This is a genomic window from Streptomyces sp. NPDC003248 (genome assembly GCF_055563235.1).
Map to the genome: position 1 here is coordinate 60,497 of NZ_JBVHDT010000003.1, position 18,671 is coordinate 79,167.

The window sequence follows — 18,671 nt, forward strand, 5'->3', positions numbered from 1 at the left end:
GCTCTACCGGGCTTCTCGGGTGGTCAGTTCGTCGAGCGTGCGGGCCACGCCGAAGGCCTGCGGGATGGGCTGGCTCGCCATGTAGAGGCGGTCGGCGGCGCGGCGCGGGAGCGGGGAGTAAGCGAAGGAGCCGTGGATGCGGCCGTCCGCCGTCATCGGCCGGGCGTGGAAGCGGGCGATCGTCGCCAGCCGGTAGGGCTCGCTGCCGTGGCTGTCGAGCAGGGCGATCTCGGTGATGCGGCGGGCGCCGTCGGCGAAGCGGGTGAGCTGGACGATGACGTCCACGGCGCTGTTGATCTGGTCGTGGAGGGCGACGAAGGGGATCTCGACGTCCGACATGGAGGCCAGGGTCTGCAAGCGCATCAGCGCGTCCTCGGCGCTGTTGGCGTGGACCGTGGCGAGGGAGCCGTCGTGGCCCGTCGACATGGCCTGGAGCATGTCGAGCGACTCGCCGCCGCGGACCTCGCCGACCACGATCCGGTCGGGGCGCATGCGCAGCGAGTTGCGGACCAGGTCGCGGATGGTGATGCGGCCCTTGCCCTCGACGTTCGGGGGGCGGGACTCCAGGCGGATCACGTGCGACTGCTGGAGCTGGAGTTCCGCGGAGTCCTCGATGGTGATGATGCGTTCGCCGTCGGGGATCAGGCCCGAGAGGGCGTTGAGCAGCGTGGTCTTGCCCGTGCCGGTCGCGCCGGAGACGATCACGTTGAACTTCGCCTGCACCAGGCCCGCCAGCAGGTACACCATGTGCTCGTCGAGGGAGCCGAAGCCGATCAGTTCGTGCAGGGTGAAGGAGCGCGGGAAGCGGCGGATGGTGAGGGTGGGGCCGGTCAGCGACAGCGGGGGGATGATGACGTTGACGCGTTCTCCGGAGGGGAGGCGGGCGTCGACCATCGGGTTGGTCTCGTCGACGCGGCGGTTGACCGTGGAGACGATGCGTTCGATGGTCTGCATGAGCTGGTCGTTCGACGCGAAGCGGATCGGGAGCTGCTCTACCCGGCCGGCCCGTTCCACGAAGATCGCGTCGGGGCCGTTGACCATGATCTCCGTGATGGACGCGTCCTCCAGGAGCGGTTCGAGGATGCCCAGGCCGAGGGCCTCGTCGACCACCCGGCGGATGAGCTGGGAGCGTTCCGTGGTCGACAGCACGGGGCCCTCGCGGCTGATGATGTGCCCCAGCACCCGCTCCAGGCGGGCCCTGCGCTCGGCCGCCGCGAGCGCGCTCATCTCCGCGAGGTCGATCTCCTCAAGCAGCTTGGCGCGGTAGGAGGCGACCAGGTGGCCGTCCTCGCCCCGGCCGGTGTTCTCCTCGGGCGAGGTGATGCGTGCGCGCAGGCTCATCTCCGGTGCCTTCCTTCGCTGGCCTTCAGTGGTCGACCGGCATCGTGGCCGTCTTGCGGGCCTGGCCGAAGTCCCCGATCCCGGGGATGACGGACGGGATGGTGACGCCGGCGGTGACCCGGACCTCGTCGCCCAGACCGGCGCTCGTGCAGCTGGTGCCGCCGGCCAGCCAGGAGCTGACCGCGCCCTGGCAGGCCTGCTGGGCGCCCTTGTCGAGGGACGCGCTGCGGGCTCCGGCCCGGGCCGCCGTCCCCGCCTGCTGGGCCGTGTACGCGATCAGGCCCAGCTGGACGGCGGCCAGGGCGACGAGGAGCAGGACCGGCACGAACCCGAGGTATTCGAGGGCGACCTGGCCCCGGTCGCGGCGGAAATCGCGGACGCGGTCGCGGTCGCGGCACCCCCCGCGGAAGGTGCCCCGCCGGCTGCCCGGGCAGCCGTCCCGCAAGCCGTGCCGTAAGCCGTGCCGTAAGCCGTGCCGTAAGCCGTCCCGCAAGCCGTCCCGCAAGCCGTCCCGGAAGCCCTCCCGGAAGCCCTCCCGCCGCCGGTCCCGATGCTCGTACGCCGCCATCTCAGTCGTCCTCCTCCTCGACCGCGCCCGCCTGACCGTGCACGTCGAACGGGAAGGAGACCGCGCCCGGGAAGAGGACGGGCACCCGCAGGGTGACCCGGGCCGTCACGTACTCCGCCGACCACCCGCAGTCGACCTGGGCGCCGGACCGCCACGCGCCCGACAGCTTCTGCGTGCCCGCCTGTTCGCACACGGCCTGCCGCTCCCCCCGATGCGCCGCCGTCGCCGCCCGCACCGCCTCGTCGGCAGCATTCCCCGCGAGCGTGAAGGTGTACCCCACCAGCACGAACTGCCACACGACCACCAGGGTCACGATGATGAGCGGGGTCATGCCGAGCAACTCGATCGTGACCTGGCCCCGGTCGTCCTTGCGCCGCCGTGACATCACCCTCATTCCCTCCTCCGCCGGAACCCCACCGACCCCCGGTCCCCGCCCCGGACCGCGCCGCGGGCCCGTCCGTGTCTGCGTTCCGTGCCCTCCGGTGTCTTCACCAGGCCCAGTTCGCCGGCGAGCGCCCAGGTCGCCTGGCGGACGGCGCCCTTGGCGTCGAGGGCGTGGACGCGGCCGGCGTCGACGGCGGCCTGGAGTTCCTTGAAGTGGGCGGGGATCGTGGTCGTGGCCATGGCCGTACCGGTGATCTTCTGGATGAGCGCGGGCTGGATCTCGGTGGCGCGGCTGTGCCGGTTGACCACGACGGTGGTCTCCTCGGCCTTGCGGATCTGGAGGCGGTCCCACATCCGGACGGCGCGTTTGGCGCCCCGTACGGCCACCACGTCGGGGGTGGTGACCAGCAGGGCCGTGTCGGCCATCTCGACGACGGCGGCTCCGGCGCCGCCGAGCTGGGCGCCGCAGTCGACGACGACGACCTCGTAGCGGGAGCGCAGGGCGGTGACGATCTGGCGGGCCGCGCGGTCGGTGACCTCCTCGCCGCGTTCGCCCTCGCCGGGGGCGAGGAGGAGGGCCACGCCGGTGTCGTGGCGGAAGACGGCCTCGGCCAGGATGCGGGGCGAGATGTCGGTGATGGCGGCGAGGTCGACGACCGAGCGGCGGAACTGGACGTCCAGGTAGGAGGCGATGTCGCCGGTCTGGAGGTCCATGTCGACCAGGGCGGTGGAACGGCCGGACGCCTGGGCGGCGAGGGCGAGCTGGACGGCCGTGAAGGTCGCGCCCACACCCCCCTTGGCACCGCTGACGGTGACGACGGTGCCGCCGACGCCGGTGAACACGTCGCCGCCGTGGCCGAGATGGCGGCGCACGCCGACCGACCACCGGGCGACCGCCTGGACGCGGCTGGCCAGTTCCTCGTAGTCGAGGGGGAGGGTGACCAGGCCGCGGGCGCCGGAGTCCATGGCGGCGGCGAAGAGGCCGGGGCTCGCGTCGGTGGTGACGAGGATGACGCCGACCGCCGGGAAGCGCAGGGCGACGTCACGGACCAGTTCCAACGCCGGTACGGGGCCGATGCGTTCGTGGACGACGACGACCTCGGGCAGTTCGTCGACGGACTCGGCGGCGAGGCGGCCGAGGGCGTCGACCAGTTGGGTGGAGTCGGTGACGGGGGTGACGGGCTCGGCGTCCGGGAGCTGGCTGAGCAGCGTGGTGAGGGAGCGGGCCGCGTCCGCGTCGCCGACGGCCGGGAAGATCCTCGTGGGCATGGCGGCGGCCCCTTACTTGTCCGTGGCGAGTTCGTACGTGCGGTCCTGGTCGGGGACCGCGGTGTCGGAGCCGGGCGCCACCAGCGCCAGCCGGACGCGCTTGGCGAACGACTCGGCGTACGTGATGCGCTGGGCGTCGAGCGTGGACAGGGCGAAGGTGATGGGGACGGCGTCGGTGGGCTGCTGCGCGCGGTTGTCGGCGTCGGGTTCGAGGGCCGTCAGCTCGCCGACGTCGAGGACGCGGGCGTTGGTGACGATGATCTTCGACTGGTCGGGGTCGCTCTCCTTGGCGCCCTCGAAGGTGGCGTAGACGTTGACGGAGGAGCCCGGGGTGATCTTTCCGGCGACGCCGGTGGCCGCGTCGATCATGATGGCGACCTCCTGCTGGCCGGGCTGGAGGGCGGGCTGGTCGACGATCATGTCGCTCTGGAGCAGCGAGCCCTTCTTCAGGGTCGTCACGGCGATCTTGCCGCGGATGGCGGCGAGATCGGTCACCGCGTTCTCGGACAGCCACCGCTCGGGCATCTCGATCTTCTCGAACTGGCCCGTGGTGAGCGGGGTGTAGGGCGTGATGTCGGTTTTGAGGCGGTAGGCGGCGACCTCGGGGCCGACCTTGGACTCCACGTCGTCGATGACGGAGAGGACGCCGGCGGAGGCGCCGAGGGCGCACAGCACGGACAGGAGCAGGAGGATCACGCCGCGGCGCTGACGGGAGTTCATGAACCGTGCAACCTCGTTGGGGGTCGGGTCGTGCGGACGGGAACGGGCGGGGCGGTGGACCCGGGTCAGCCGCCGGCGGTGAGCGCGCGGCCGTGGCGGCCGCCGCCCGCGGTGAGCGCGCGGACGGGGTGGGTCGTCTCGTGGGCGGGCGGCGGGGTGGCGGAGCAGAAGACGCAGCGGTCGCCGATGACGTCGATGCCGCACCAGTGGCAGACGGTCTGCCGTACCGAGGTGACGAGCTGGTAGAGGACCGACAGGTCGGGGAGGTAGGCGCAGAACTCGACGAGCCTGCCGGTGCCCCACCAGTCGGCGGACTCGGCGGGCAGCTCCGTCTCGCGCAGGCCCTGGACCCGCCAGGCGGGGGCGAGGGTGCCGGTGACCCAGTCGGCCGGGAGCTGTCCGCGGGCGACCAGCATCCACGTACCGAACTCGGGCCCCTGGAGGACGCTGTCGGGTCCGGCCTTCACCAGCTGCGGCTGCGGATGGGCGAGCACCCCGAACTGGCTGCCCGGGACCCAGGAACGGGCGTGCGACGTCAGGCCCACGGGGATCCGGTCGAGCCGGGAGACGGAGGCGAGGAGGGCTCCGGCGTGCAGGTAGTGGGTGAGCAGCCGGCCCGCCGAGGCGAGGACGCCGGGGCTGAGGTCGCAGGAGGCGAGCTGGCGCAGCTGGCGGGCCAGCACGGCGAGTCCGAGCGGCGGCAGGTCGGGCCGGAACAGCGCGACACGGTCGCTCTCCAGGAGGGAGCGGACGGTGTGCAGCCGCTGTTCGACGGCCGCGGGGACGGCCCGTGAGTAGACGACGATGAGGTGCCCGTGCTGTTCGACGAGCGCCTGGACGTCGGCGACGGCCTGGTCGAGGGGCCGGCGGTCCAGGCCGTCGAGCACGGCGGCGGGCAGGGTCCGCTCGTCCTGCGGTGGCAGCGCCAGGTCGGCGCCGGTCACGGCAATGGCTGTTGGCACGCGCAGCTCCCCGATTTCCACGGTCCGGCCCACCGGTGTTACTCCGGCGCACCGGGGTGACTTCATTGCGTGACTACCTCAGCACTGTATCCACGGCCCTGTGGCCGGAGAACCACTTTCCGTGGCACTTCCACGGCTGCGAAGCAACTGTTCTTCGCGCAAGTCCCGCCAAACCGGCACAGGTTGCCCACACGGCATCCTCCACCTCGCCCTCCAGGCAGCGGCAACGCTCCCCACACACCCTCGCTCCCCGGACCGGACCGCGGACCGCGGCGCCGTCAGCCCGCCGCGGATTCGCCCCGGTCCGCGGAGCCCGACGGCGCGGTCGACGAACGGGTTCACGACGGCCGGGATCGCGTGGTCCGGCACGGAGGTGGCATCGCGAGGGCACGCCGTGCCCTGAGGCGTGCCGGGCGGGCGGCTGACGCCTGCCCGTCGAAGGAACCGGCGGGCAGGCATCGGATTCACGCCATGGCCGAACACCCGGCGGCGTGTCCCGCCGACCGGACACCTGGCGCTACGAGTGGGACACCGAGGACCGCCTGGCCTCCGTCACGACCCCGGACGGCACCCGCTGGCGCTACACCTACGACCCCCTGGGCCGCCGCACGGCGAAACTCCGCCTGGCCGACGACGGCGAGACGGTCGTCGAGCAGATCCAGTTCACCTGGGACGGCACAACCCTGTGCGAACAGACCACCACGTCCCCGGCCCTCCCCCACCCGGTCACCTTGACGTGGGACCACCGGGGCCTCCACCCCATCGCCCAGACCGAACGCATCCTCGCGGCCGACGCCCCGCAGGAGGAGATCGACTCCCGCCTCTTCGCGATCGTCACGGACCTGGTCGGCACGCCGAGCGAACTCGTCGACGAGACGGGCAACGTCGCATGGCGCACCCGGAGCACACTGTGGGGCACCACGGCCTGGTCCCGGGACAGCAGCGCCTACACGCCCCTCCGCTTCCCCGGCCAGTACTACGACCCCGAGACCGGCCTCCACTACAACTACTTCCGCCACTACGACCCTGAGACCGGCCGCTACACCTCCCCCGACCCCCTCGGCCTGGCTCCCGCCCCGAACCCCGTCGCCTACGTGGACAACCCGTACAGTGGGTGCGACCCGCTGGGCCTGATGCCCAAGTACACGAAGGAGGAAAAGGCCCAGAAGCGGATCGACAAGATCGTGGACGACGTCCTGGCGAGGGCACAGAACGGCGAGTTCAAGAAACACGCCGACTACCACGGGGACACCGGGCACGGCTTCACCGACGAAAGGGTTCTGGAGATCCTGAAGAACCCCGATGCCGTGTACCAGTCATCAGGCCAAGCCGGAAACTTCATCTTCCGGAAGGACAATGACATTGCCGTGGTCTACGGGCCCGGCTCCAAGCAAGGCCAGGCCATCACGGCGTACGGAGAGTCGGGCATCAAGGGTGATTCCGGTGCGCGGGCGCTCGGCGGCAGCCCGTCGGACCCCGGCAAGCCGGTTACCCACGAGGACATCGTGGAGGGCAGGATCCCCGGCAAGTTCGGCAACCTGGCCCCAGGAGTGCAAATCAGATGAGGCAAGAATGACGACGAAACTGTCGTTCGACGGCGACATGCGCGCAACGGTGACGGACGATCCGCTGCACATCACCCCCCGCTTCGCAGGCGACTCTGTGCGCGTCACGCACTACACGGACGTGAAGGAGCGTGAACAGTTCCTCGCAGGTACCTTCGGCAGCCAGCACTGGTTGTGGGACACGCCCGACGTCTTCCGGTTCGCCCCGGACAGCCGGAAACTGGTCGGGGTCGAGCTCCAGATGCCGTATGTGTCTGCCGCCGCCGAGGCTTCCACCCGCCTCCCCACCATGCCTGCCGTACGCCCGGGCGGGCTCCGCGCCGACGAGGTCCGGAACTTCCGGCATGAAACGTGCACGGTGCTGTGCCGCGCTCCTGGGGACGCCATGCTGATCTGTCTGCGCGACCTCGATGTCCTCGACGAGCCACTGGAGGCCTGTATTGGCATCGCCCTCGACGTGGCGCTCCTCGTCCAGCACGACACCGTCGTCGGCTGGAGCCTCACCGACCCCGCGCGGTACCTGACCACTGGGTTCGCCAACCCCGATCCCGCCCCACCCTCCGACACCACGCGCCGACTGCTCACCGAGTGCCTGCACCTGATCACCACGCCGGTGGTCGACGACCTGGTGGACGGCGAACCGGCCGCCCTGGCCCGCCTCCGGGCCGCCGACGAAGCCCTACGCAACCAACAAGAGGACCGGCACCGGGCCGACGCCCTGCTCGACCTCATCGCCACCATGGTCGAGGACTACGGAAACTGGTGACCGAGTTCGACACGGGGCATTTCCGTGCCGTGAAGGCGCAGGGGATTGAGACGGCATTCATCAGTAACCCGTGAATGGATTTGGAATGTCAACTCGCGACGACCAGGCGATGCGCACACTAAGCAGGTTCGGAGAACTCGCGTGGCTCAAACTACCCATAGAGATCAATCCCACCCATAAATACCGCCAAGCCTCCTATATGGGATGGCGCTACAAAATCCCCCGGGAAAGAGTTGCACGGGGAATAGAATTCGCCGTGCAAGAACTTCCGACGAGAGTTGACTGGACACTCGACAGGTCGCGAAGGAATTGGGCACCCGTCCCGCCCGATGTTCATACCGGTTAATCCAGCCGAAGGTTAGTACGACGCATACCCGGCTGCTTTCAAATTCCGGTGCGATCGGGAATGCCTTTCGCGCGCCCGGGGGTCTTCCGTGCAGCGTAGGCGGCATGGTGCACACCGACCGTCAACTCCCCACTGACCGGGAGTCGAGAGCGGCCGGAAGGCATGTCGCCTGTGACACTTGCATGGATCAATCGATACGAACTTTTGATGGATTTTATTGAGCCGCCACACAGTGCCAGAGTTCACCTGCCGGCGGAAGGAGTCAGGGTCCTCGAAAGGGGCGTCATCCTCACCTCCATCCAGCCTCCCGCGTAGCGCTCCGCACGCTGATCCTCTGCACCAAGGTGGGAAGCCAACCCCCACCCTGAGGAGGCTCAGTCCAGTGGCCGCAGGCACAGGCTCGTGGTGCCGTTCTCGCTGTACTCCGGGTACGCGAGGTAGTCGCCGTCCTCGCAGCCCTCCGTCCCCGGCTCCAGGACCCGGTACCGTGCGTCGGACGAGCCGCACGGCTCGCTCGACAGGTCCTGGTCGGGCCAGGAGGCGGCGTTGCGGGCGCAGGAACCGACGGTGAGATGCTCCGGGGCGCTGCCCCCGCTCACGAGGCCGATGATCATCAGTACGGGGACGGCCGTCACGAGCAGGCCGAGCAGGGCGAGGGGCACCAGGGCGACCACACCGGCCGGGCGTCTCATCAGGGGCTTGCCCGGGTCGAGCGGCGGGCGGCCGCCCCAGGTCGTGGGCTCGGGGAGACGGAGCAGGGTGGACCGGACGCCGAGGTTCATCAGCAGGGTGACGGGGGTGATGAGCAGCGACAGCGGGCCCCACCAGCCCTGGAGCATGGTGTCCGCCTGCATCTGACGGAAGACGGCCAGCCCGCAAGGCCGGCAGAACACGCCCTGCCGCCGCAGGAAGCGCATCAGCACGATCATGCCCTGATGGCCTCGGACGGTCACCGGCACGGCGGGGGCGGCTCCGCAGATCTGGCACACGGGGAGCGGGGCCGGACCCGGCTGTGGGTGCGAATGCGAGTACGGCGGGGGCGCGTACGCCGGGTGGCCGTACGGAGGCTGGTAGGGAGGTGGTGGTGTGCTCACGGCGTCTCCGTTGCTGATCAGCAGTCGGTGGAGCACCCTATACAGTCCCCGCCCGTCACCCCATCGGCCGGTAGTGCCCCAGCACCCACGCCAACTGCGCGAACCAACCCTGCAACGCCTCCCGCGGTTTCGCGTTCACCACGCACTCGTAGACCCGGCCGTCCAGGTGGACGACGGCGACCATGAGGGCCTTGCCGTTCGGGCTCGCCTTGTAGTGGACGCTGCGGATCTCCGGCCAGTCGAACTCGGCCGACGTGCCGTACATCTCGAAGGCGACGCCCGAGACGTCGACGACGACCGAGTTGTGTTTGTCGACGGCCAGGAACTCCGGGCCGGTCGGCACGGGTTGGGGTGCCGGGGCGCCGTAACCCGGGGCCGGGGCCGCGGGGTAGGCGTACGCGGGCGGGGGCGGGCCGAAGCCGGGGGGCTGGTGGCCCGGGGGCGGTGGCGGGTAGGTCATCCGGAGGCTCCTCGTGCGTCGCGGTGGTGCGCTGGGCACATTCTTCCGGGCCCGGACCGCCGTTCTCTCCCGGCCGGAGGAGTGCCTCAGAAGAACTCCGACCACGGCTGGTCCCAGATCTGCTTCACGCACAGCACCAGGAACAGCAGCGCGGCCACCGCGAGCATGCCGTTGCTGACCCATCCGTTGCGCCACTCGCGGGGCGTGCGGGCGGAGTTGAGGAGCCAGATCAGGGTGAGGGACAGGAACGGCAGGAAGGCCGCGCCGAGCACGCCGTAGAGGATGATCAGGCGGAACGGCTCGCCCTGGAAGAGCAGGACGATCGGCGGGAAGGTCAGCCACAGCAGGTAGGCGCGGAACGGCCGGGAACGCTCGCGCTCGCCGGAGGCGACCTCCGCGCCGGTCGTGCGCTCGCGGCTGCGGTAGCGGGCGACGAAGTCGGCGAACATCAGGCTCACGCCGTGCCAGACGCCGATCAGGGAGGTGAAGGAGGTGGCGAAGAAGCCGACGAGGAAGAACGTGGCCGTCGCCGTGCCGTACTCCTCCTCCAGGATGTCGCCGAGCTGGACGAGGCCCTGGTCGCCGCTGGCGATGGCGATGTTCGCGGAGTGCAGCAGTTCCGCGCCGACGAACAGCATGGCGATGACGAAGACGCCGGTGGTGGCGTAGGCGACGCGGTTGTCCAGGCGCATCACCTTCATCCAGCCGGTGTCGGTCCAGCCCTTGGCGTTGACCCAGTAGCCGTAGGCCGCGAGGGTGATGGTGCCGCCGACGCCGCCGATCAGGCCGAGGGTGTTGAGGACCGAGTCCTTCTCGTCGGGCAGGACCGGCAGCAGGCCCGCGAAGGCGTCGGCCAGGTTCGGGGTGACGCGGACCGCCAGGTACACGGTCACCACGAACATGACGCCCACCAGGACCGTCATGACCTTCTCGAAGACCGCGTACTTGTTGAACCAGACGAACACCAGGCCCACCAGCCCGCAGGCGACGGCCCACCATTCGAGGTCCATCACACCGGGGAAGAGGGCCTGGAGCGGCAGCGCGCTGGACGACATCGCCGCCGCGCCGTAGACGAAGCCCCAGACGACGACGTAGGCGACGAAGAAGTACGTCGTCCAGCGGCCGAGGCTCGCCCAGCCGTCGAACAGGGTGCGGCCGGTGGACAGGTGCCAGCGGCCGGCCGCCTCCGCCAGGGAGATCTTGACCAGGCAGCCGATGATGGCCGCCCACAGCAGGGTGTAGCCGAAGTTGCTGCCGGCGATGAGGGTGGCGACCAGGTCGCCGGCGCCGACGCCGGTCGCGGCGACGACGATGCCGGGGCCGATGTGACGCCAGCCGGCCTTGCGGGGGGAGGGACCGTCGCCGCCGGCTGGTGCCGGGGAGGCATGAGGGGGCTGGGAGGCCTGGGAGTCCGTGGGGTTGCCCGTGGTGTCCGCCATGACGGTCAAGAAAGCCCACCGGTGCCGGTCCGGCAAGGGGGCGTGCGCGATCTCCACCCGATGTGGTCAAGCACCGGACGGCCCCCGTGACCCGTCCGGCAGGGGCGGTCGGCGCGCCGGACCGGGGGTCCGGCGCGGGGCGTGGACCGGGCCGGCGCTACGGCCGGCGCCGGCCGCAGTCGCCGCACCCGCAGGTGCCGAGTTCGAACCACACGGTCGTGCCCGCCCCGTCCTGACGGCACCCCCAGCGACGGGCGAGCGCCTCCAGCAGGAACATCCCCCGGCAGGTCTGCGCGCAGTCCGCCTCCGTCACCTGCGCGGTGCGGCGGCCCGCGTCGGTCACCTCGCAGCGCAGGACGCCGTGCGCGGCGGACAGCGTGAGCTGGAAGCGGCGCGGGTCGGGGCCTCCCCCGCCGTCCCGGCCGTGATGGCGCAGCAGGGCGTTGGTGGCCAGCTCGCTGACGAGCAGGACGGCCGTGTCGGCCAGGTCGCCCCGGTCCGCCAGCCCCCAGAGCTCCAGCTGCCGGCGCACCTCGGCGCGCGCCTGACCGACCGAGGGCGGCCGGAGGTCGTAGCCGACGCTGAGGTGGCCCGCCCCGAGCGGCGGTTGCAGACAGGCGCCGTACGGAGCGTCGGGCTCCGGAAGGCGCCCCCCTGAGAGTTCCAGCATGGCCCCAGGATGGCCGGGCCGGGCGGCCCGTACACGGGGAGGACTACCCGATTCCGTACCTGCGGGGGCGGGGCGGGACCCGTGGGACGTACGGGGAGACCGTGGGTCCCACGGTCTCCGTACGGGGGGTACGTGTCAGAGGTACCGGAGACGTACGTGTCAGCCGCACCGGGGGTGTACGTGTCAGACGTACTGGAGGCGTACGGCGGTACCCCCGTCGTCGGCGTCGCGGAGGTCGACGTAGGCGCACACCTGGCGGGCGAACCAGAGGCCCTGGCCGGGTTCCAGGCCGGGGGTGGTCGGCGGGGCGAAGCCGATGAGCGGGTCGTCGATCCGGCGGGCCAGGGTCAGTTCGCAGACGCAGCCGGGGGGCTCGCCCCACAGCACGGCGCCGGTGACCGGGCCGAGCGCGGCCGCCACCGCGACGGCCGCCGCGAACCGCTCGGCGTCGGCGGCGCCCATCCCGCGTCCCGCGGCCCAGTCCCGCACGGTGTCCGCTGCGGGCACGGCGAGGCGGCGCGCGTCCGGCGGGGGCGGGGGCAGCGGTACGGCCTCCAGCTCGGCCACGAGCCGGAGCGGATCCTCGTACACGCCCGTGCCGGGGTGGGCGCGGCGGGCGGCGGCCACGAGGGCGGAGCCGGCGGTGCGGGTGTCGTAGACGCACAGCGCGGTGGTGGCGGCGTCGGCGAAGAGGAGGTTGGAGAGGGCCTCGTAGCGGATCCACTCGGCGCTCTCGCGCGGTGAGCGGCCGGCCCGTCCGTTCCACACCGGTTCCATCAGCAGGTGGACGCGGCCGTCCGGACCGGTGTGCCCGGCGAGGTGCTCGGCCGCCCGGGCCACGGCGTTGGCGGCGGAGCCGAAGTACCAGTCGGTGTGCGGGACGAAGCCGACCCGTTCGGCGTCGGCGCCGAGGGCGTCGCGCAGGAGGTCCAGTTTGGCGGGGGCGGCGATGGCCAGGGGCGGGGGTTCGTCGGGGGCCGCGAGTCCTTCGGCGAGGAAGGGAAGGGCGGCGGCCAGGAAGGCGTCGTCCGTGGTGGGGGCGGCCATGCGGTGGTCGAATGCCACCGGCTGGTGGACGGGTCGAGCGGTCATCTGGCCCTCAACTTCGGTGTGCGAGACGGTTGCGGTGGGTGGAGAGGCGGGTGGGTGGGGAGAGGGAAGGCCTCGGGGAGGAGGTGCGGTGCCGGGGGATGCGTGGGCTGAACGAGGTGGGGGGTCGGGCGGTTGCGGGGTGTCTCACCGTTGGGCCGTCACCCATGCGGCGATCTGGCTGCGGTTGCTGAAGCCGAGCTTGCTGAGGATGCGTTCGACGTGCCCCTCGGCGGTGCGGCGGGCGATCACCAGGCGGTCGGCGATCTGCTGGTTGGCGAGGCCCTCGGCGACCAGTTCGGCGACCTGGGCCTCGCGGCGGGTGAGGCGGACGGCGTCCGGCGGGGCGTCGCCCGGCGGCCACGGGCTCGCGGCGGGTGCGTGCGGACGGGGTGGGCGGACGGCGGTCGGGGGGCTGTCGGGCCGTCGGTGCCCGGGGGTCTCCGGGCCCGGGACCGCTGGGGACGGCGGGCCCCGCCGGACGGGGTCGTCGTCGCTGAGGGCGTGGGCGACGAGGTCGGGGAGGGAGAGGGCGGCGCCCCGGTCGTAGGCCCTGCGGAAGGCGGTGCGGCCCAGGGCCCGGAGGGCGCGTTCCTCGCTGCCGCGCCGGGTGGAGTCGAGGGCCGCCGATCCCCAGCGGCTGCGGTCGACGTCCGCCCAGGTGCGGTCGGCGCCGCCCAGCAGGACGGCCGCGCGCCCGTGGGCGCCGCGTTCGGCCGCGACCCGGGCCAGCAGGTCGAGCGTGAGGCCCATCCCGACGACGTCGTGCACCGCGAACTTCAGGCGCAGCGCCTCACGGCCGTGCAGTTCCGCCTGCCGCCAGTCGCCCTTGACGCTGTGGGCCAGGGCCGTCATCCGTTCCACGTACGAGAGCACCCAGCGCTCGCCGTGCCCGACGCACAGCGCGCGGGTCTCCTCGCAGACCGCGAGGGCCTCGTCGGCGTGGCCGAGCAGGGCCAGGGAGCAGGCGAGTTCGACGCGGTCGAGGCCGACGAGGCCGAGGTGCTGGCCGGGGACGCGGCCGCGTTCGACGCCGGCCCGGAAGTGTTCCAGGGCGCCGGGCAGGTCGTCGCTGAAGAGGCGGATGACGCCGACGGCGTACTCGGCGTGGGCGGCCTCGGCGGCGTCGCCGAGCCGGTGGGCGAGGTCGCGGGCCTGTTCGGCGAGGCGGCGGCCGCGGGTGAGGTCCTCGGGGCAGCCGGCGAGGAGCCCGGCGACCCACAGGCCGCGGGCGCGTTCCCGGGTCGGTCCGGGGCTGGCGTCGAGGGCGCGGTCGAGCCAGTAGCGGCCCTCGCGGGGGGCTCCGCAGGCGTGCCAGTGGAACCACAGGGTGCCGGCCAGGCGCAGTCCGGCGAGGGCCTCGCCGGGCGCGGTGAGGCTGAAGTCGAGGGCGGCGCGCAGGTTGTCCTGGTCGGCGCGGAGGCGGGCGGCGATGCCGGGCTGGTCCGGACCGAACCAGTCCCGTTCGCAGGCGGTGGCCCTGTGCTGCATCCAGTCGCGCAGGCGGAGGCGGGTGGCGTGCTCCTCCCCGGGGTGCCGTCCCAGCCGTTCCAGGCCGTAGTCGCGCAGGGTGTCCAGGAGACGGTAGCGGACGGTGCCGGCGGGGGTCGTCTCACGGCTGAGGACGGACTTGTCGACCAGACCGGCCACGGCGTCGAGGACGTCGTGGGCGCGCAGGGGCGGAGCGGGGGGCGCGGTCGGCGGCGAGGACGGAGGTCGTCCCTCTTCCGACGGCTGGCCTCCGTCCGACGGCCGGTCCCCTCCCGACGGCTGGCTCCCTTCCGCCGACTGGCCTCCGTCCGACGGCTGGCTCCTTTCCCCCGACTGGCCTCCTCCCGACGGCTGGCTCCCTTCCGCCGACTGGCCTCCGTCCGCCAACTGGCCCCCTTCCGCCAACTGGCCTCCGTCCGACGGCTGGCTCCTTTCCCCCGACTGGCCTCCTCCCGACGGCTGGCTCCCTTCCGACGGCTGGCCTCCGTCCGACGGCTGGCCCCCTTCCGCCAACTGGCCTCCGTCCGACGGCTGGCCTCCGTCCGACGGCCGGCCGCCATCCGTCGGCAGCCCCCCGCACACCGCCTCCGCGGTCTCTAGGTCGAAGCTGCCCGCCAGGACCGACAGGCGGGCCCAGACCAGTTGTTCCGTCGCGCCGCACAGGTCGTGGCTCCAGGCGACCGCCGCGCGGAGGGTCTGGTGGCGGGGCGGGTCGGTGGGGCTGCCGGTGGTCAGCAGGTGGTAGCGGTCGTCGAGGCGGCGCAGGAGCTGGTCGACGCCGAGGACCCGCATGCGGACCGCGGCCAGTTCGATGGCGAGGGGGAGGCCGTCGAGGCGGCGGCAGAGGCGGGCGACGGAGGCGCGGTTGGCGGCGGTGAGGCGGAAGCCGGGGACGACGGCGGCGGCGCGGTCGGCGAAGAGGGCGAGGGCCGGGTAGCCGTCGGCGGCGGAGAGGTCGCCGTCGGGATCGGGGACGGGCAGCGGCCGTACGTCCAGGAGGTGTTCCTCGGTGAGGCCGAGCCGGTGCCGGCTGGTGGCGAGGAGGCGTACGCCGGGGGTGCCGTGCAGCAGGGCGCCGGCGAGGGCGGCGCAGGCCGGCAGCAGGTGTTCGCAGTTGTCGACGACGAGCAGCAGGCGGCGGTCGCGGACCCGCTCCACCAGCGCGTCCAGCGCGGGGCGGTCGGAGTGGTCGCGCAGGCCCAGCGCGTCGGCGACCGCGAGCGGGACGAGGGCGGGGTCGTGCAGGCCGGAGAGGTGCACGAAGCGCACGCCGTCGGGGAAGGCCCGGGCGACGCGGGCCGCGAGCCGTCCGGCCAGCCGGGTCTTGCCGACGCCGCCGGGACCGGTCAGGGTGACCAGCCGCGCCCTGGCCAACAGTTCGCGCCCTTCGGCCAGTTCGGCCCGCCGGTCGACGAAACTGGTCGTCTCCGCCGGCAGGCGGCAGTCCCGTCGTGGCGCTGATCCGCCCATGATCAGCCAGTCCTTCGGGTGGGTTCGGAGGGCCGGAGGATACGGCTCCTCTTCCGTGCGGACCCCTAGCCTTCCCCGGTCCGTACATATATGCACGCCCGCCTCACACCTGCGGGTGACCTTCCTCCAGGACCCGGCCGACATCACCGCCGGGCCCTACACTGCGCGGTCGGCCGGGCCCCCGCGGAGGCGGATTCCGGTCACCGGCCCGCCTGTTCGCACTTGACCTGACCATGTCATCGCTCGACGATGGGCGGACCCGCGCACGGCCGGCGCACAGCACGTCGCACGACGCACCACCCCCGCTCCACTCCCCCACAGGTCCGGCGATCCCGGACTTCCGGAGAACCGAGGAGAGTTCATGCGACTCCGTATACGCGGCTCAGGCGTCCGCGGCGGCAGACGGACCGCCGTACTCGCCGCCCTGATGGCCCTCGCCCTCGCGGCACCGGTCTCGGCGACGGTCACGCCCGCGGCCGCGGGCGGCGCCCCGGAGGCCACGGCCTCCGCCGACGACGTCCGCCAGTACGAGATCCACGTCCACCACAGCACGACCCGGACGCGCACCGCGATCGCCGCGTCCGGCGTGAGCGTGGACGAGGCCGACGAGGAGACCGTGGTCGTCTCCGGGCGCGCGGACCAGATCGCGAAGCTGCGCGCCCAGGGCTACGAGGTCTCGCCGGCCGGCTCCGCGCCGGACCGTGTCGCCGAGGGCGAGGTGCGGCTGTACGACTTCCCCTCCGCCGACTCCCAGTACCACAACTACGCGGAGATGACGGCAGAGATCGACCAGCGGATCGCCGCCTACCCGGGCATCATGAGCAAGCGGGTCATCGGCACGTCGTACCAGGGCCGGGACATCGTCGCCGTCAAGATCAGCGACAACGTGGCCACCGACGAGGCCGAGCCGGAGGTGCTGTTCACCCACCACCAGCACGCCCGTGAGCACCTCACCGTGGAGATGGCCCTGTACCTGATCCGCGAGCTGGGCGCCGGGTACGGCACCGACTCCCGGGTCACCGACGCGGTGAACGGCCGGGAGATCTGGATCGTCCCCGACCTCAACCCGGACGGCGGCGAGTACGACATCGCCACCGGCTCCTACCGCTCGTGGCGCAAGAACCGCCAGCCCAACTCCGGTTCCTCGTACGTCGGTACGGACCTCAACCGCAACTGGGCCTACCGGTGGGGCTGCTGCGGCGGCTCGTCGGGCTCGGCGTCCTCCGAGACGTACCGCGGGTCGGCGGCCGAGTCGGCGCCCGAGGTGAAGGTGGTCGCGGACTTCGTGCGCAGCCGGGTCGTCGGCGGCGTCCAGCAGATCAAGGCCGGCATCGACTTCCACACCTACAGCGAACTGGTGCTGTGGCCCTTCGGGTACACCACCGCCGACACGGCCACCGGGATGACGGCCGACGACCGCAACGCCTTCGCCACCGTCGGGCAGTCGATGGCCGCGAGCAACGGGTACACCCCGGAGCAGTCGAGTGACCTGTACATCACGGACGGGTCGATCGACGACTACCTCTGGGGCACGCACCGGATCTTCGGGTACACCTTCGAGATGTACCCGGGCTCCGCGAGCGGGGGCGGGTTCTACCCGCCCGACGAGGTGATCGAGCGGGAGACCGCGCGGAACCGGGACGCCGTGCTCCAACTGCTGGAGTACGCGGACTGCATGTACCGGTCGATCGGCAAGGAGACCCAGTACTGCGGCTAGGCCGCCGGACTCGGGGACCTAGCCGGCTTCGCCCTTGGTGTCCTTGGTGTCCTTCACTTCCTCGGGGCCTTCGGAGCCTTGGACGTCATCGGCGTCCGGGCTGTCGACAGTGTCCTCGGCGTCCACGGCGTCCACGGCGTCCTCGGTGTCCACGGCGTCCTCGGTGTCCACGGAGTCCTCGGCGTCCACGGAGTCCTCGGCGTCCTCCGCGCCTTCGTCGAAGTAGGCGTCCAGGACCGCGTCCAGCTGGTCGTCCCACTCCTTGAAGCGCCCCCTGGCCGTCGCCTCGATCTCGATGGGGTACCAACGGCGGTCAGGGGTGTGCACCGTGACGGTGTACCGCTTGCCGAAGCGCGGGGTCTCCGTCTCGACCGCGCCGATCTCGTCCCAGCGGAACTCGCACTCCTCCGCGTCCAGCCGGAGACGGACGCCCTTGGCGTCGGCGACGATCCTGGCCCGGCGGTCGGCGGCCTCGAAGACGGGACCGTCGGAGGTCTCCTCCTCCGGCTCCTCCCCGTCGGCGGCCGGTCCGGCCGCGGCGGCGTCCTCCGCGACGGCCGCCACGGAGTCCTCCCGTACGGTGTCTGCCGGCGCGGCGTCCTTCGACGGGGCGTCCCCCGGAACGGCGTCCTCCGGGTCGACGCCCCCCGGCTTCCCGCCCTTCGGCTCCGCGGTCACGGGCGAGGTGAGCCCGGGGATGAATGCCGGGTCGAATCCGGCGCCCTCCAGGGGCTGGCTGCTCGAACCTATGCGCTGCTCCACAGCGGGCAGTATGGTCGACGATCCTGTGCCGTACACAGTCAGCCCCCGACTTCGTTATGAGACCCCTACATGGGGCCCCGGGCGCGCAACGGGCCATACGAACAGACTCGGTACGGCCCCGCCGCCGGCCGGAGAGGACGTCAGCCGAGCACGGCGAGCGCGTCGATCTCGATGAGGAGCCCGGCGGGCAGGCCCACGTAGACCGTCGTGCGGGCGGCGGGGGGCTGGGTGAGGCCCTGCTCCTCGAAGTAGGCGTTGTAGAGGTCGTTCATCTCGGCGAAGTGGTCCACGTCGGTGAGGTAGACGCGGATCATCATCGCGTCGTCCCAGCTCGCTCCGCCCTCCTCCAGGATCGCCTTGATGTTGGCGAGGGTCTGGAGGGTCTGTTCGCGCAGGGTGGGGCCGGCGGGCGTGGGCGGCTCGCCCTCCTCGGCGGGCAGGAAGCCGACCTGCCCGGCGACCTGGAGGATGTTCCCCTTCCGCACACCGTGCGAGAACCTCGCCGGAGGGGTGGTGTGGGTCTTCGGCGTGAGCGCGGTCTTGTCGGTCATACGGTGT

General features: G+C 72.0%; 16 protein-coding genes and 1 pseudogene. 3 read left to right on the plus strand and 14 right to left on the minus strand.

What is annotated here, in order from left to right:
- Window positions 1-3: 3 nt before the first annotated feature.
- From ACZ3KJ_RS09075 to ACZ3KJ_RS09100, 6 genes are all read right to left on the minus strand, one after another.
- Window positions 4-1,341, minus strand: a complete 1,338-nt coding sequence (locus ACZ3KJ_RS09075; protein ID WP_467525866.1) for a CpaF family protein — start codon at window positions 1,339-1,341, stop codon at window positions 4-6.
- 25 nt (window positions 1,342-1,366) lie between these two features.
- The gene (locus ACZ3KJ_RS09080) at window positions 1,367-1,909 is read right to left on the minus strand and encodes a TadE/TadG family type IV pilus assembly protein (RefSeq protein WP_467525867.1); all 543 of its coding nucleotides are present in this window, start codon (window positions 1,907-1,909) and stop codon (window positions 1,367-1,369) included.
- A gap of 1 nt (window position 1,910) precedes the next feature.
- Complete coding sequence (locus tag ACZ3KJ_RS09085) at window positions 1,911-2,303, minus strand: TadE/TadG family type IV pilus assembly protein (protein ID WP_467525869.1); 393 nt, start codon at window positions 2,301-2,303, stop codon at window positions 1,911-1,913.
- Window positions 2,300-3,562, minus strand: a complete 1,263-nt coding sequence (locus ACZ3KJ_RS09090; protein ID WP_467525871.1) for an AAA family ATPase — start codon at window positions 3,560-3,562, stop codon at window positions 2,300-2,302. Before ACZ3KJ_RS09090 ends, ACZ3KJ_RS09085 begins: the two co-directional genes overlap by 4 nt.
- A 12-nt stretch (window positions 3,563-3,574) precedes the next feature.
- Window positions 3,575-4,282 (minus strand): Flp pilus assembly protein CpaB, encoded by a 708-nt coding sequence (cpaB, locus tag ACZ3KJ_RS09095; RefSeq protein WP_467525872.1) that lies wholly within the window; start codon window positions 4,280-4,282, stop codon window positions 3,575-3,577.
- A gap of 65 nt (window positions 4,283-4,347) precedes the next feature.
- Complete coding sequence (locus ACZ3KJ_RS09100) at window positions 4,348-5,244, minus strand: hypothetical protein (RefSeq protein WP_467525873.1); 897 nt, start codon at window positions 5,242-5,244, stop codon at window positions 4,348-4,350.
- Between the two features lie 491 nt (window positions 5,245-5,735).
- Between ACZ3KJ_RS09100 and ACZ3KJ_RS09105 the strand changes: the two are divergent.
- Both ACZ3KJ_RS09105 and ACZ3KJ_RS09110 read left to right on the plus strand, forming a co-directional pair.
- Window positions 5,736-6,809: pseudogene (locus ACZ3KJ_RS09105) on the plus strand (RHS repeat domain-containing protein); the annotation flags it as partial.
- A 7-nt stretch (window positions 6,810-6,816) separates the two neighbouring features.
- The gene (locus ACZ3KJ_RS09110) at window positions 6,817-7,575 is read left to right on the plus strand and encodes a hypothetical protein (RefSeq protein WP_467525874.1); all 759 of its coding nucleotides are present in this window, start codon (window positions 6,817-6,819) and stop codon (window positions 7,573-7,575) included.
- A 720-nt stretch (window positions 7,576-8,295) separates the two neighbouring features.
- Here the strand turns inward: ACZ3KJ_RS09110 and ACZ3KJ_RS09115 are convergent.
- The 6 genes from ACZ3KJ_RS09115 to ACZ3KJ_RS09140 all read right to left on the minus strand — a co-directional run bounded on the left by ACZ3KJ_RS09115 (window position 8,296) and on the right by ACZ3KJ_RS09140 (window position 15,634).
- Window positions 8,296-8,850, minus strand: coding sequence for an LppU/SCO3897 family protein (locus ACZ3KJ_RS09115; RefSeq protein WP_467525875.1), 555 nt, complete (start codon window positions 8,848-8,850; stop codon window positions 8,296-8,298).
- Window positions 8,851-9,070: 220 nt separating this feature from the next.
- Window positions 9,071-9,475: a hypothetical protein gene (locus ACZ3KJ_RS09120; RefSeq protein WP_389513734.1), complete on the minus strand. Its 405-nt coding sequence runs from the start codon at window positions 9,473-9,475 to the stop codon at window positions 9,071-9,073.
- An 86-nt stretch (window positions 9,476-9,561) separates the two neighbouring features.
- A complete protein-coding gene (locus ACZ3KJ_RS09125; RefSeq protein ID WP_467525877.1) occupies window positions 9,562-10,914 on the minus strand; it encodes an Nramp family divalent metal transporter in 1,353 nt (450 codons plus the stop codon).
- A gap of 157 nt (window positions 10,915-11,071) precedes the next feature.
- Window positions 11,072-11,584 (minus strand): ATP-binding protein, encoded by a 513-nt coding sequence (locus tag ACZ3KJ_RS09130; protein ID WP_467525879.1) that lies wholly within the window; start codon window positions 11,582-11,584, stop codon window positions 11,072-11,074.
- A gap of 183 nt (window positions 11,585-11,767) precedes the next feature.
- Window positions 11,768-12,676: an anti-sigma factor RsbA family regulatory protein gene (locus ACZ3KJ_RS09135; protein ID WP_467525881.1), complete on the minus strand. Its 909-nt coding sequence runs from the start codon at window positions 12,674-12,676 to the stop codon at window positions 11,768-11,770.
- Window positions 12,677-12,820: 144 nt separating this feature from the next.
- Window positions 12,821-15,634 (minus strand): ATP-binding protein, encoded by a 2,814-nt coding sequence (locus tag ACZ3KJ_RS09140; protein WP_467525882.1) that lies wholly within the window; start codon window positions 15,632-15,634, stop codon window positions 12,821-12,823.
- A 361-nt stretch (window positions 15,635-15,995) separates the two neighbouring features.
- On the opposite strand from ACZ3KJ_RS09140, the gene ACZ3KJ_RS09145 reads away from it, so the two are divergent.
- Complete coding sequence (locus ACZ3KJ_RS09145) at window positions 15,996-17,351, plus strand: M14 family metallopeptidase (protein ID WP_467525884.1); 1,356 nt, start codon at window positions 15,996-15,998, stop codon at window positions 17,349-17,351.
- Window positions 17,352-17,369: 18 nt separating this feature from the next.
- Here ACZ3KJ_RS09145 and ACZ3KJ_RS09150 read toward each other — a convergent pair whose 3' ends face one another.
- The gene (locus ACZ3KJ_RS09150; protein ID WP_467525886.1) at window positions 17,370-18,113 is read right to left on the minus strand and encodes a hypothetical protein; all 744 of its coding nucleotides are present in this window, start codon (window positions 18,111-18,113) and stop codon (window positions 17,370-17,372) included.
- 140 nt (window positions 18,114-18,253) lie between these two features.
- On the minus strand, window positions 18,254-18,664 hold the full coding sequence (locus ACZ3KJ_RS09155) for a RidA family protein (RefSeq protein WP_467525888.1): 411 nt from the start codon (window positions 18,662-18,664) through the stop codon (window positions 18,254-18,256).
- Between the last annotated feature and the right edge of the window lie 7 nt (window positions 18,665-18,671).

Coding starts and splice junctions, on each gene's coding strand:
- ACZ3KJ_RS09145 (WP_467525884.1), top strand. CDS start 15,996: ATGCGACTCCGTATACGCGGCTCAGGCGTCCGCGGCGGCAGACGGACC.
- ACZ3KJ_RS09110 (WP_467525874.1), top strand. CDS start 6,817: ATGACGACGAAACTGTCGTTCGACGGCGACATGCGCGCAACGGTGACG.
- ACZ3KJ_RS09125 (WP_467525877.1), bottom strand. CDS start 10,914: ATGGCGGACACCACGGGCAACCCCACGGACTCCCAGGCCTCCCAGCCC.
- ACZ3KJ_RS09075 (WP_467525866.1), bottom strand. CDS start 1,341: ATGAGCCTGCGCGCACGCATCACCTCGCCCGAGGAGAACACCGGCCGG.
- ACZ3KJ_RS09140 (WP_467525882.1), bottom strand. CDS start 15,634: ATGGGCGGATCAGCGCCACGACGGGACTGCCGCCTGCCGGCGGAGACG.
- ACZ3KJ_RS09090 (WP_467525871.1), bottom strand. CDS start 3,562: ATGCCCACGAGGATCTTCCCGGCCGTCGGCGACGCGGACGCGGCCCGC.
- ACZ3KJ_RS09080 (WP_467525867.1), bottom strand. CDS start 1,909: ATGGCGGCGTACGAGCATCGGGACCGGCGGCGGGAGGGCTTCCGGGAG.
- ACZ3KJ_RS09115 (WP_467525875.1), bottom strand. CDS start 8,850: ATGATCGTGCTGATGCGCTTCCTGCGGCGGCAGGGCGTGTTCTGCCGG.
- ACZ3KJ_RS09130 (WP_467525879.1), bottom strand. CDS start 11,584: ATGCTGGAACTCTCAGGGGGGCGCCTTCCGGAGCCCGACGCTCCGTAC.
- cpaB (WP_467525872.1), bottom strand. CDS start 4,282: ATGAACTCCCGTCAGCGCCGCGGCGTGATCCTCCTGCTCCTGTCCGTG.
- ACZ3KJ_RS09120 (WP_389513734.1), bottom strand. CDS start 9,475: ATGACCTACCCGCCACCGCCCCCGGGCCACCAGCCCCCCGGCTTCGGC.
- ACZ3KJ_RS09135 (WP_467525881.1), bottom strand. CDS start 12,676: ATGACCGCTCGACCCGTCCACCAGCCGGTGGCATTCGACCACCGCATG.
- ACZ3KJ_RS09085 (WP_467525869.1), bottom strand. CDS start 2,303: ATGAGGGTGATGTCACGGCGGCGCAAGGACGACCGGGGCCAGGTCACG.
- ACZ3KJ_RS09155 (WP_467525888.1), bottom strand. CDS start 18,664: ATGACCGACAAGACCGCGCTCACGCCGAAGACCCACACCACCCCTCCG.